Here is a 12943-nt window from a genome sequence, read left to right on the forward strand (position 1 = left end):
TTTCCATTCATGCCGCCTGGCGGGTCGCATGATCAGCCGCCCCTACCACAACGCCGGGACCGTCATCCGTGCTGGCGGCGAGATCGGCTTCGAGATCGGCCAACTGCTCCCGCTTCAGTTCAAGCTCGGCCTCGAAGGCGAAAGTTTCGCCAATACGTGGCTGATAGGAGGCTACACGCCGGCGGGCATCCTCCAGCCGACAGCGATAATTATCCTGCTCGCCCTCGAAGTTCGACAGAGCATGCTCGAGGCGAGCAATCGCGCCGAGCGGCGTGACCGTGACGGCAAGGTCGATCTCGTAGTCGGCGCCGGAGCGCATCAGCACCGTGGTGTAGCTATACCCGTCCCGGCCGAAGCGCTCGCCTGAGAACTCCAGGTCGAAGCCGCCAATCGCGGCTATGACGACCTCGCCCTCTTGGCTGAGCTGAACAAGGGTGAGGATCTCCTTCATCAAGGCGCGGCCGGCGAGCTTGCGTTCGGTGAAGGAGGTTCCGGTGACGGTCATTGTGAAGGCATCGCCAGCGGTCGACACCAGACGCGCGATGTCCGTTCCGATTTCGGCGATGCGCCGGCTCGAAAGCTCGATCTCGCGCTCCGCGTCGCGGACCTGGCGGCGGATGGCGTGCTGGTCGTCGATATGGGCGGCATGGAGCCGGTCGAGACGGGCGATCTCGGCCTCAAGCCCTGCCTTTTGCATCAGGCGCTGATCGCCCGATGCGATGGCCTTGGCCATGGCGAACTGGTTGGCCTGCCCCTCGCCCATATCCTCGAGGCGGCGAATGGACGTGTCGCCCGATAGAGCCGCCGCGATGAACCGGGCCTTGCGCTCATTGTTCTGCCACATGGTGGCGTCGAGTGAACCGAGCGTCGCATAGGCATAGAGTCCGATTTCGTCGTGCTGATTGCCCTGGCGGATGATGCGGCCTTCGCGCTGCTCGATCTGGGAGGGGAGCCAGGGAACGTCGAGATGGTGCAGCGCCTTCAGCCGCGCCTGCACATTGACGCCGGTGCCCATGGTTTCGGACGACCCGATCAGGATGCGGACCTTGCCGGCATTGAACTCGTTGAACAGCCGCTGCTTGGCCTCCGACTTCTTGAAGTCCTGCATGAAGGCGATTTCCGACGGCGGCACACCGAGGCGGACGAGCTCGTCGCGGATCCAGCGATAGGCCGAGAAGCCGCGGGAGGCTTCGACATTGATGGTGCCGAGATCGGAGAAGATGAGCTGGCCGGCGCCGGACTTGTCGAAGGGCTTGCCGTCCTTGCGGACATATTCGTTCTCGGCCGTCTCCTGCCAGATGCGGAAGGTGTTTCGGACAAGCGCGTTGAGCTTGTTGTCATCCTCATTGTCCATGGCCGGCATGACCAGGCGCAGGTCGATCGCGGCATGGCGGCCATCGGTGATGACCGAGAGCAGGATATCGTCGCCGGGCTGCGCCGGACCCTCGCGCTCTTCGATGGCCTTGATACGATCATCGAGGTGACGCTGATAGGCCTTGAAGGCAGTGGTCGGCTCCGCCGTGATGATCTGCCGCTTGCCGCCGGCGATCTCCGGAACTTTCACATATTTCCGCAGGTCGGCGGGCTGCACCACGTCCGCGAAGGACCGGAACATGGCGATCAGCTCGGGGACGTTGACGAACTGGGCAAAGCGCGTGACCGGCTTGTATTTGCCGGACGGCTGCAGCTCGAGTTCCGTCGAGGTGTCGCCGAAGGTGGACGCCCAGGCGTCGAACTCGTGCAGTCCGCGCGCTGCGAGAGCAGCATTGTCCATCAGCCGCTGCACGGTGAACATTTCGCCGAGCGTGTTGGTAATCGGCGTGCCGGAAGCGAGCACGAGCGTCCTGCCCGGATTTCTCGTCTCGACGAATCGGGATTTCACGTAGAGGTCCCAGGCCCGCTGCGAGCCGCTGGGATCGACGCCCTTCAGCGTCGACATGTTGGTGGCGAAGCTGAGCTTCCTGAACTCCTGCGCCTCATCGACGATGATCTGGTCGATGCCGATCTCGGAGATGGTGAGCAGATCGTCCTTGCGGCTCGACAGCGCCTCCAGCCGCTCCTTGTGCCCCTCCTTCATGCGCTCGATGCGCTTTCGGGAAAGCCGGTCCTCGCGGTCGACCTTGGTCAGCAACTCCTCGTAAGCCTCGAGCTCGTCCTGAATCATTTGCTGCTCGAAAGCCGAGGGAATCGAAATGAAGCGGAACGCCGAATGGGTGATGATGATCGCGTCCCAATTTGCGGTTGCCGCCCGCGACAGAAAGCGATGGCGCTTCTCCTTGACGAAATTGGTCTCGTCGGCGACCAGAATCCGGGCATTTGGATAGAGCGCCAGAAACTCGCGGGCCGCCTGCGCCAGGCAGTGGCCGGGAACGACCAGCATGGCTTTGTTGATCAGCCCGAGGCGGCGTTGCTCCATGATCGCCGCCGCGATCGAGAGCGTTTTGCCGGCGCCAACGGCGTGGGCGACATAGGTCGAGCCAGCCGAGATGATGCGCCAGATCGCCCGTTTCTGGTGCCCATAAAGAGAAAAGGCGCCGGAGGCGCCTGGAAGCAGGAGATGGTCGCCGTTGAATTTTCGCGGCGCGATGTTGTTGAAGGTGTCGTTGTAGAGCCGCGCCAATCGGTCAGTGCGATCCGGATCGCTCCAGATCCATTTCTGGAACGCCGTCTTGATCTTCTGCAGCTTTTCCTTGGCCGCTTCGGTCTCGACGGTATTGAGGACGCGCCGTTCGGTGTCGCCGTCCTTCACCGTGTCGAAGATCTGCGGGATGGAGGAATTGAGCGCGTCGGACAGCAGCTGCCCGGCATCGCGACGATGCGTGCCCCATTCGGTCGTGCCGGCGGCGCTCCAGCCGAGTTGGCGCGCACTGACCGTCCAGCATGCAAGTTCGGGCGTGTGATGGATGCTGATGTCGGCATCCATCGTCTGTTTGACAAATGTGACAATGTCGGTCGCCGGAATCCAGGGTGCGCCGAGGCGGGCGGTGATGTCGGAGGGCCTGAGATCGGCGGGCTGGACGCCCTTGAGCGCTTCGACATTGCGGGCAAAGGCTGGATCGAGCGCAGCGGCGGCCTCGGCGGCAGCGAGCTTGGAGCGAACGGCGCCGGAGAGATACGCATCGGCGGTTTGCCAGGAACCGGACGTCGGATCCCGGAAGATCGCCTGCCCCAACTCGTCAACGACATCGGCGACATCGCGATGCAGCAATTCCGCGATGTGATCGGCGTCGACATGGCCACGTTCGTTGAGCACGACGGCGAGGGCATCGGCGGCCGACGTGATGATCGGCGGCGGCGGCGGCGCGATGACGCGCTCGGTGAAGATCGGGCCGGACCGGGCGGTATTGGTCTCGAGGTCGTAGTCCTCGATGGATGCTACCAGCCAGCAGTCGGGGTCGTCGAGGAAGGGCTGGAGATTGGGACGGCGATGCGTCTCCCGCACTTCGCCGGTTTCTGAGTCTTCGGTGGTCGAGACGGTGGTGAAGTTGATCGGCCCGAATTCACGCACGAAGTTCGACCAGGCAATGCGCAGCTTGACCTGCGCCGGCTTCCACTGCCGGTCGAATTCCTGGAGTTTCAGCACCTCGCGCACGGCGTCGCGGATCGGGATCAGCTTGCGAATGATGCGGGCCTGCTTGTCGGAGACGCCGTCCCCTCCCCGTCCCTTCCTGACGGTGATGGTCACGGCCTCGCCGTCGACCATTTGCATCAGGGCGGCGTTCTTGCCTATGAAATAGCTGCCTTCACGAGCGGTCGCGCCGTTCGGCATAGTCGCAGTTGATGCCGGGTCGTCGCCACTGTCGTCTACGTCGGGACCGCAGTCTTCCGGCTTGCCGTCATAGATGGCTTCTGGAAGCGCCTGGATCGCGGTCGCGAGCGCGGCGTCGAGATCGACGTCCGGGCGCGGTAGGCAGGTATAGGTCTCGTCGGTACCGTAGATGCCGCGCCGCAGCGCATGTTCGCCAAGAACCATATCGGGGTGCTCGGCGAACCAGCGATTGACCCGGATACCCCCGTCGTCCTCGCTCAGTGGTCGCACCTCCGCCAGATCGAGCCAGCCTTGATCGCCCGCCACCTCTCCGTCCTTGCGCTTGCGGAAGAAGAGGACGTCGACGATGACATCGGTTCCGGCATCGGCACGGAAGCTGCCCCCTGGCAAACGTATGGCGCCGACAAGATCGGCCGCAGCCGCGATCGTCCCGCGTGCACGGCCATCGGCCTTGTCCATGGTGCCGCTCGAGGTCACGAAGGCGGCCAGCCCGCCGGGCTTCAACGCCCGAACCGCCTTCACGATGAAATAGTCATGCAGGCGCAGGCCGAGCGCGCGCAACGCGCGGTCGCTGCGCACGGTGCGGTCGGAGAAGGGAGGATTGCCGATCGCCAGGTCGAAATGCGCCGGCAGATCGACCCGCGCGAAATCCTGATTGAGTATTTTGGCGCGCGGCTGCAGCAGACGGGCGATCCGGGAGGTAACCGGATCGATCTCGACGCCCGTGAGATGGGTGACGGGATGTAGCGCCGCCGGCATCAGCGCCGGAAACAGTCCGGTGCCGACACCGGGCTCGAGCACACGGCCGCCGCGAAAGCCGAGCCGCTGCAGGCCCGACCAGATGGCCCGGACGATATATTCGGGGGTGAAGTGCGCATACTGGGTGCAGCGGGCGAGCGACGCGTAGTCGCCGCCGTCGATCGCGTCCTCGAGGTCGGCGCCGATGTCCGCCCAGCCCTCGCGAAACTCAAGCTCGCCTGGGAGACGAAACACGCCGTTGGCGAGCTCGGAAGCGCCGAAGCCGGTGAACCGGATCAGCGCGGCCTGCTCGTCGACCGAGGCCGGACGCTGCTCATCGACGATCGAGGCGGCGAGCCGGATCGCCGCGATGTTGTCGCGGGCGCGCTCCCGCCAGGATTTGGCGAGACCGCGCGTGCCGGCGAGATGGAAGTTCTCGCCATTGGGCGCCCGGCGCAAGAGTTGAGCATCCGCCGTGGCGGGCACGGCAGGCGTGGGAGAATGCGGGGCCGGGTCGTCATCGTCCGGATCGTTGGCCGCACTGTCGGAAAAGGCGGTCACGCCAAGGCCGAGACCTGAGGAAAGTGCGGTATTGCCGAACAGGTCGAGCGTGAAGGGGTCGTCGTGGGACACGGGATATCTCCTGGGATTATGGCGAGCGCGATCACGCGACCCGCGTGTGCGGCCGCGCGAAACGCTGACGGGGTTGTGGGATGGGCTAGCGGGCGATCAGCGACAGCGAGACGTCCGTCTCGGTCAGTTGCACGCGCAGATGCGTGCAGCGCGTGTTCCGGTCGAACAGCGGGATCAGTCTTTCAGCGTCGAGGAACTCGATGCCGTCGTCACCACCAAAATGCCGGTTCTTGTAGTGCCACCAGTCGGGATTGCCGACCGGGTGGCATTCATCCGAATAGATCACGAGGGCGCGCTCACCCTCGGCGAGCTTGCCGTTGGAGAGGAGATAGACGCCCTGATCGCCGACCAGCCAAAGTCCCGGCTTTTCATCCTTACCGGGCTTGATGCCGTAGTAGGGATTGCGAAATCCCCCATTGACGGCGGCATCGGCGATGCCGCGCTCGATGACCTTGCGAACGCCGAGAATAGGAAATGTGAACATGACAGCCTCCGATCAGGCTGCAATCGCGGCGGGCAGGTAGCGGAGATGGACCGGCAGCTTGGCGCTGATCTCGGGGGCGGTCAGATCGTCCAGAAGCTTCAGGACCGTCCCTTGGCCGCCGCCATAGACCAGCACGGTTCGCTTGTCCTGGTCGGCCTCGGGCCACCGCTCACCCGCATAACCGCGATAGTCGGCATGGGTCGTGCTCCAGATATGGTCGAGCCGCTCCGCGCGCGTCATGGCACGGACGGGGCGGGATTCCCGCTCGATGATCACATCGCGCATGCGCTCGGCCGAACCCTTGGCCGACATATCGCAATAGGCGTGGAAGTAGCGTGGCCGCCCATCGATCGAGAGTGCGAAGAAGACGCTGGTGATCGAGCCGGTCATGAACTCGCGCATTGCGAACATGTCGCCGCGAATCCAGAGCGGCGGCAGGATCTCGAACATGTAGTCGTGCTCGGCCCGGCCGATCTCGAACCACTCGCCGTCATAGAGGCGGCCGGTGAGGCGTGCCTTGCTCATCGGCGCCGGGCCATGGCGATCGAACATATGGAACATCTGTTGGCGCGTGGCGACGCCCTCGAAGACCTTGCGGAAGGAAGTTTGGGTGATCATGGCGGCTCCTGTCGTCCGTCGGCATCAAGCGCGATCCTGTCCATCCGACCGGATCATCACCTTCATGCCTTCTCATCACCCATTCCCGCGGCCGCCTCTCCGGTCCGGCGGGTCAAGGGCCGGCGCCAGCCGGGCGCAGCTTCCCTTGACGCGACGGCCGGGCATGCGGCAGCGATTCCGCTCTGATATCCCCTTCCACTCCCGGGTTTCCTTTCCCCTGTCCTTTCAGATCGCTGTTCCAGTCCTGCGTGGATGGCCGCAGCCGCTCGTACCGGCACCCAGTCTCACGCACGATCTCCTGCAAACGACGGGCATAGATCTCGCCCTGCCGATCGTTGTCGGTGGCTGCGGCCATCAATATGTCGGGGTTCGAGGCGATCGACCGGATCGCGTTATCGCTGACGGGCGACCACCCGCCCCCGGTGCTGACGTAGAGGGTGTCGGCACGCATGCCCTCGAGTGCGGCAAGGCTCATGGCGTCGATCGCCGCCTCGGTGACGCAGAGCCGAAGCGCAGCCTCGTTGCCGAGACGGAACAGTTGCTTGCTGCCGCCGGTGGAGAAGCCGCGCCACTGGGGGCCGCGTTCTTCCCAACCGATCAGTTGCCTGGTTTGGTCGACATGCGCCGTCCAGATGCTGCCGCTCGGCCCCTCGCGCAGCAGGCCTTGTGCGATAGCGGCCTGCAGAATGGATACTGGGATCGCACGCTCATCTGCCAGATATCGCCAGGCGCGAGACCCGATGGTTGGAGGTCGTCGGCGCCGCCATCGGTCGGTGATCGAAAGTGGAATGCCTGTGCGCTTCGGGCAATTCCAGGACGGCGTGGCCGGAACATAGCCGACGAGACTGCGAACCGCCTCGACGGCCGCCGGAAAGGCGATACCGGCCAGGTGACCGGCGAGGGTGAAGACGTCGCCCTTGGCATCCGAGAGTGGATCGAACCAGCCCCTGCCATTGTGGATGACGATGATGATCTCGCCTGCCCCGCGCCGGTACTTCACGGCGCGTGTGGTGCTCTCCTTGACGTCCACCGTCCAGCCCTCGCGCTCGAGCACGGCGGCGCAGGGCACCTTGTCTCGCAATGTCTCGATTTCATGCTGCTCCATGGGTCAATCCCGCCGGCGCCGCGGGGCGTCCGGCCCTTTCCTTGTCCAGATCTGTTTGTCTACCTTTCCGGCAGGCCTCGAGGTCGGCCGCGAAGCCGGAAGGCCGCAGGGGCGCACCGGCTTGCCGGGGCGGCGCAGCCTCCCTTGCGGGCTTCCCGGCGCAAGCGGCAAAACCTCGTCCCAATAAGGGCTCGTGGCGTCCCGCCACCAGCAGGGAAAGGACGATGCGACGCGCAACCCGGCCTTCAGACGGCCGGGCGCTTGGCGCGCGAGGAAGGCCGGCTCAATGAGCCGGCCGACCGCCCTGGTAGGGATCGTATTCGAAGAGCGGCTCGATTTCGGCGTCGTCGAGTTCGTCGGCGGGCATGACGCCGTATTCGTCGTCGACCTTGAAGAGAATAACCGGCACCATCAGGGTGCGGGCGAGGTTCCAGGCATGGTTCTGTGCGAGTGAAAGATCGTGCGACATTGAAGGGCTCCGTCCATGGGCGGGGCCGATCCCCGCTCTGGTGCCCGTCGGGTCCGGGGCCCGGCCGCAATCACCGCGCAGGCGAAGCCGCAGCGGCCGCACGCTCGCGTAGCGGACCCCTTGTGGGTTGATTGGAGGAGGACGGACCTGGACCAGGAAGCCAGCACAGCAAGCGGGGGCGGACCTGCGCGTGGATGGATCCGCACCCAGTCGCATCCTTCCCGGTAGCAGAGAGCCATTGCAGAGACCGGGCTTGACGTGCCCTCAGTATTGTCGCGGCGACCCGCCTCTTCGTGTCATGGCTCAGGATCCGAATGAACTCGATGACGAAGTTCGTGATCGACAATCGACCGGACGACGTCGATATCCATCTCGGCCGACGGTTCTATCCGCGCCACCTCGGCAGCTACCTTTGCCCAGTGGAGGAACTGGCCGTCTTCGATCGCGCGGGATGTTGCGGCAAGCCGTTGTGCCTCATAATAGGCAGTCGGGCCGTGGAGACGGACGAGGCGCCTGGCGTCTTCCCGCCATCGGCGACGGATCGCACGCCGCCTCTCTACCCACGCCAAAATCGCCCTCAGCATCTCAGAAGCACTCCCCCCAACTGCACGAATGCCCCTGCCCGCGTCAGGGATGGACGCCCGGAGGGTGAAGACCCGCACCGCGGGGCTTCAGCTTCGCCGACAGTCCGGTTCCGGAGGAAGACGCCCCACCCCTCGAAAGATTTTGAAGTTCACGCTATCCTTACCGGATGTGCAATGCCTATGAGCAACACGTTCGCTGGGTTGAATACTGCCAGATGATGCAGGCGTTGGAGCTGGAGATACCAACGCAACAGACAGAACTCGATCTGCCCCAGGCGGACGATATCAGGATCAACGATATGGGACCGGTCATGCGTGCGGCCGGCGACATGATCGAACTCGTCCAGATGAACTTCAGCTTCCCGCCATCGGGGCCCAGGGGTGGGCCGGTCTTCAATTTTAGATCGGAAGGGCGAGACTTCGCCGACAGCAAGCGCTGCCTGATCCCGGCATCGGGATTCTACGAATTCACCGGCAAGAAGTACCCCAAAACCAAACATCGCTTCAGCCTGATCGGAGCCCCCTTCATGGCCATCGCCGGGCTATGGCGTGAGGCCCAGGGCAATCACCCAGCCTCCTTCACGATGCTGACGACGAGTCCAGGGCCGGACGTCGCGCCCTACCATGATCGTCAGGTGGTCGTGCTCCAGCCAGATAACTGGGCGGACTGGCTCCGTTTAACCAAGCCGCAGGGCGAACTGCTCAAGCCCACCGGCCGAGGCCTTCCCTGCAATTGCAGTTAATTTGAGAATCCCGCAGCCCATATTCTCATGATTAAATGGTCAACCCGAACCAAACCGGCGCATTCTTTCGGTTAACTGCTAAGCGACAGCAGGGGAACAACTTCGACATTGTCGATCAGTCGTGTGTTGCCGAGCCAGGCGGCCACCAGCAGACGCGCGGGACAGTAAAGTGCGTTCAAAGGCCGAAGATCGGCGTCTGCTCGCAATTCCAGATATTCCACCTCCCGGTAGCCTGCCGAAAGGATGGCAGCGCGCGCCTCAGCCAGTGTCAGGCTGACCGGCGCTCCGTTGGCGATCTGTCCGGCTGCTGTGTGCAGAATCGACGCGAGCTTCGGTGCAGCCAGTCGCTCCGCCAGTGAGAGCCGGACGTTGCGCGAAGAGAGCGCCAGCCCGTCTTCTTCGCGGACTGTCGGACAGCCGATGACGGTGATCGGAATGTCCAGATCCCGCGCCATGCGGCGAACCACATGAAGCTGCTGGAAATCCTTCTCGCCGAAAAACGCGAGATCGGCTCCGGTCTGCAGGAACAGTTTGGCGACGACGGTGGCGACGCCATCGAAATGACCCGGCCGAAACGCGCCGCACAGGCCCTCGCTGACGCCGCCGACCGAAACCGCGGTGGCAAAACCCTCCGGATAGATTTCAGCAGCGTCCGGCGCGTAAAGCAGATGCGCACCCAGTGGCGCCAGCTTTGCAGCGTCCTCCACCTCGGTACGCGGATAGGCGGCAAGATCGGCTGCGCTGTTGAACTGCTTTGGATTGACGAACAGCGTCACGATCACCCGGTCGGCCTTTTCGAGCGCGGCACGCACCAGGCTGAGATGCCCTTCATGCAAGGCACCCATAGTGGGCACCACAGCAATGCTGGCTGCTTCGCGACGCCATCCCGCAACGATCGTGCGAAGATCCGCCACGGCCCTGACAATCGGAACATTCATGCCGCTTCTCCACCCTTGATCGTTTTGGGCTGATCGCGAAAGACATGCTCTGCACCTGGAAAGCGCCGCTCGCGCACTTCGTTTGCGTAGGCTGCGATCGCGGCTTGTGCCCGCTCCCCGAGTTCAGCGTAGCGCTTGACGAATTTCGGCCGGAAGTCCGTGAACATGCCAAGCATGTCGTCGACCACCAGGATTTGGCCGTCACAGGCTGACGAGGCGCCGATACCGATGGTGGGGATGGCAATGTCGGCGGTAATCCTGCGAGCGAGCGCTTCCGGCACCTTCTCCAGCACAACGGCAAACGCGCCGGCTTTTGAAACCGCGTCGGCATCGCGCAAGATGCGTTCCGCATCGTTGCCACGCCCCTGCACCTTGTAGCCGCCAAAAGTATTGACTGCCTGTGGTGTCAGGCCGACATGCGCCATCACCGGAATGCCGCGCGCGACCAGGAACTGGATCGTCTCCGCCATACTCTCGCCGCCCTCGAGCTTGACGGCGGCGCAGCCGGTCTCGGCCATCAGCCGGGCGGCATTGCGAAAGGCCTGTTCGGGCCCTTCCTCATAGGACCCGAACGGCATGTCCACAACCATCAGTGCCCGCTCGATGCCACGGCGCACCGCTTGTGCGTGCATGATCATCATGTCGAGCGTGACGCCCAGCGTGGACGGCAAGCCGTGCAGCACCATGCCAACGCTGTCACCGACAAGCACGATATCGCAGGTGGTATCGACAAGCCTCGCCATCGGTGTCGTGTAGGCAGTGAGACAAACCAGCGGCGTCCCACCCTTGTGTGACACGATATCGGGGGGCGTCAGGGCCTTCACTTCACCTGTCGCGCTCATGGCATTCCTTCCCTTACGTTAACCGCCTGAGGGCGTTTGGCACAATTTTGTGCAGATGCGAAGAACAAAAACTTCATGTCGCCGGAGACGTTGACGGCTGGTCGGGGGCAGTCCACGTTCGTCGGAAGTTGAACCAATCAGCCTCGACGGAGGCTTCGGACACAAGCCGTACGCAATGGAAGATACTCCCTCCAAAAACACTGAGGAGAACCAGAAAACGGGACCAGGGCCACGAAGTGAACGTGGATCTGATTGCGGTGCTTGTTCTGACCCCTACAACAGCGCCATTCCGGGTAAACTGGAGCGTGGGGTAGCTTCTGCGATTGCTGGGCCCGGGGACGGCAAGCAGACTGATTGCTGACAAGCTGACGGCGTCTTGGAGATGTCTCCCTGGTGCCGGTATTCTGACCGCACAGTGAGGAGCGTTGCCGACCTCCTTCCCTAGCTAGACGTGGACGAAGAAGCCTTCAGCGCGGCGATCTCTTCTTCATTCCGAAACAGGGCAACCTCATAGCGAACGGAGGACGTTCCGAGCCTGGCGACGCGGATACCGGCCGTTACCTTATCGGGGAAAGCAAGTTCAGAAAAATAGCGGCACCCGGTTTCGACGACGAGCCCAATCTGGTCGCCGCCATGGATGTCCAGCAGGCCCTCGCCGATCAGCCAGCCATTCACCGCAGTGTCGAACAGCGAATAATGCACCGCATTTGTTCATGTCACCATAGATGTCGTTATCCATCCAGCCGTGGTGATTGTGCGAAACGCGTTGTAGGCATTGCGCGACGTGGGTGAAGACCGCTCGCTCATCGTCTCACCATGCCGCGCGATAGATGGCGAGCGCATCCGGCTCCGAGACATTGCGCGGATTGTTGACCAACAACCGCTGCTGCTTCATCGCATCCGCCGCCATCTTTTTCAGATGCTCTTCGCCGATGCCGACATCCCGCAGGCGCGGCTGCAGGCCAAGTCTTTTCGATAGCGAGGCCAGTTCCTCAATGAACGCCGCGCAGCGCCCCTGCACACCTTCCTCTTGTGCGAGACGTGGGAAAGCGTCCGTGGCGATCTCGGCGTAGAGATGGGCGGCGTCGGGCGCGTTGAAGCACAGGACATGCGGCAGGACAAGTGCGTTCGAGAGGCCGTGCGGGACATGGAACGTCCCCCCGATCGGATAGGCAAGCGCGTGGACGGCGGCCACCGGCGAATTGGCGAAGGCTTGACCGGCGAGCATGGAGCCGAGCAACATCGCCCCCCTCGCCTCGACATCCTTACCGTCAAGCACCGCTTTTTCGATGCTGGCGCCGATGAGTTGCAGGGCCTGTCTGGCCAGCATCTTCGACAGCGGATTGTTGTTGGCGTTCTTCGAGGCATAGGCTTCGATTGCGTGCACCATCGCGTCGACGCCGGTGGCTGCGGTGATTGCCGGCGGCAGGCCCAGCGTTAGTTCCGGATCGAGCACCGCAATGTCCGGCAGGATGATAGCGCTGGACACGCCGCGCTTCTCCTCGTCACCGACGGTAATGATTGAAACCGGGGTGACTTCCGAGCCTGTTCCTGCCGTGGTGGGCGCCAGCACCAGAGGCAGGCGCGGTCCCTTCGCCTGCGCCACGCCCCAGGCGCCGTCGATGTCTTCGCCGGAGCCGAGAAGAAGTGCGGCCACTTTCGCCACGTCGAGCGACGAGCCGCCGCCGAAGCCTGCGACGCCGGTCGCGCCGGCTGAACGACCATTTTCCACCGCCTTCATCACGGTCGCCAGCGAAGGATCGGCTTCAACGGAATCGAAAATCGCAACCGACGCTCCGACGCTTTCCAGTGAGGCGATGGCTGCGTCGCACAGGCCGAGTTTGCGCAGGCCGGGATCGGTCACGAACAGCACCGTCGGGCCCAGCCGTTTGCCTGCGATCGCGCCGAAGCGCTTGGCCGAACCGGCTTCGAAGACGATCGAGGGGGTCGTATTGAAGGTGAAGGCTTGCATCGGGCGAATTCCTCTAGAGTCAGACGGCCGGAACGACTGGCTTTTCGA

10 protein-coding genes are annotated in these 12943 nt (G+C 63.5%); 1 reads left to right on the plus strand and 9 read right to left on the minus strand.

All coding sequences use genetic code 11. From position 1 onward, the window contains the following. Positions 1-7 precede the first annotated feature (7 nt). The 5 genes from N7E70_RS30015 to N7E70_RS30035 all read right to left on the minus strand — a co-directional run bounded on the left by N7E70_RS30015 (position 8) and on the right by N7E70_RS30035 (position 7816). Positions 8-5140 (minus strand): helicase-related protein, encoded by a 5133-nt coding sequence (locus N7E70_RS30015; RefSeq protein ID WP_263006719.1) that lies wholly within the window; start codon positions 5138-5140, stop codon positions 8-10. Positions 5141-5225: 85 nt separating this feature from the next. Continuing rightward, a complete protein-coding gene (locus tag N7E70_RS30020; protein ID WP_154386601.1) occupies positions 5226-5624 on the minus strand; it encodes a DUF3085 domain-containing protein in 399 nt (132 codons plus the stop codon). Between the two features lie 12 nt (positions 5625-5636). After that, a complete protein-coding gene (locus N7E70_RS30025; RefSeq protein ID WP_185910483.1) occupies positions 5637-6239 on the minus strand; it encodes a DUF1419 domain-containing protein in 603 nt (200 codons plus the stop codon). A gap of 115 nt (positions 6240-6354) precedes the next feature. After that, positions 6355-7347 carry a DUF3991 and toprim domain-containing protein gene (locus N7E70_RS30030; protein WP_154386603.1) on the minus strand — a complete coding sequence of 331 codons (993 nt, stop codon included), beginning with the start codon at positions 7345-7347 and terminating at the stop codon, positions 6355-6357. 283 nt (positions 7348-7630) lie between these two features. Beyond that, complete coding sequence (locus tag N7E70_RS30035) at positions 7631-7816, minus strand: hypothetical protein (protein WP_093037073.1); 186 nt, start codon at positions 7814-7816, stop codon at positions 7631-7633. A 751-nt stretch (positions 7817-8567) separates the two neighbouring features. On the opposite strand from N7E70_RS30035, the gene N7E70_RS30040 reads away from it, so the two are divergent. Next, positions 8568-9143: an SOS response-associated peptidase family protein gene (locus N7E70_RS30040; RefSeq protein WP_093037070.1), complete on the plus strand. Its 576-nt coding sequence runs from the start codon at positions 8568-8570 to the stop codon at positions 9141-9143. A gap of 71 nt (positions 9144-9214) precedes the next feature. On the opposite strand, the gene panC is transcribed toward N7E70_RS30040, so the two are convergent. From panC to N7E70_RS30060, 4 genes are all read right to left on the minus strand, one after another. Then, positions 9215-10081 (minus strand): pantoate--beta-alanine ligase, encoded by an 867-nt coding sequence (gene panC / locus N7E70_RS30045; protein WP_093037067.1) that lies wholly within the window; start codon positions 10079-10081, stop codon positions 9215-9217. Beyond that, on the minus strand, positions 10078-10923 hold the full coding sequence (gene panB / locus N7E70_RS30050; RefSeq protein ID WP_093037064.1) for a 3-methyl-2-oxobutanoate hydroxymethyltransferase: 846 nt from the start codon (positions 10921-10923) through the stop codon (positions 10078-10080). The genes panC and panB overlap by 4 nt, the downstream gene beginning before the upstream one ends. Before the next feature lie 441 nt (positions 10924-11364). Continuing rightward, positions 11365-11625, minus strand: coding sequence for an acyl-CoA thioesterase (locus tag N7E70_RS30055; protein WP_334155710.1), 261 nt, complete (start codon positions 11623-11625; stop codon positions 11365-11367). 109 nt (positions 11626-11734) lie between these two features. After that, a complete protein-coding gene (locus tag N7E70_RS30060; RefSeq protein WP_093037061.1) occupies positions 11735-12895 on the minus strand; it encodes an iron-containing alcohol dehydrogenase in 1161 nt (386 codons plus the stop codon). Between the last annotated feature and the right edge of the window lie 48 nt (positions 12896-12943).

The sequence above is a fragment of the Aminobacter sp. NyZ550 genome, from assembly GCF_025628925.2.
Lineage (GTDB): Bacteria > Pseudomonadota > Alphaproteobacteria > Rhizobiales > Rhizobiaceae > Aminobacter > Aminobacter ciceronei.

Coding starts and splice junctions, on each gene's coding strand:
- panB (WP_093037064.1), bottom strand. CDS start 10,923: ATGAGCGCGACAGGTGAAGTGAAGGCCCTGACGCCCCCCGATATCGTG.
- N7E70_RS30030 (WP_154386603.1), bottom strand. CDS start 7,347: ATGGAGCAGCATGAAATCGAGACATTGCGAGACAAGGTGCCCTGCGCC.
- N7E70_RS30040 (WP_093037070.1), top strand. CDS start 8,568: ATGTGCAATGCCTATGAGCAACACGTTCGCTGGGTTGAATACTGCCAG.
- N7E70_RS30060 (WP_093037061.1), bottom strand. CDS start 12,895: ATGCAAGCCTTCACCTTCAATACGACCCCCTCGATCGTCTTCGAAGCC.
- N7E70_RS30020 (WP_154386601.1), bottom strand. CDS start 5,624: ATGTTCACATTTCCTATTCTCGGCGTTCGCAAGGTCATCGAGCGCGGC.
- N7E70_RS30035 (WP_093037073.1), bottom strand. CDS start 7,816: ATGTCGCACGATCTTTCACTCGCACAGAACCATGCCTGGAACCTCGCC.
- panC (WP_093037067.1), bottom strand. CDS start 10,081: ATGAATGTTCCGATTGTCAGGGCCGTGGCGGATCTTCGCACGATCGTT.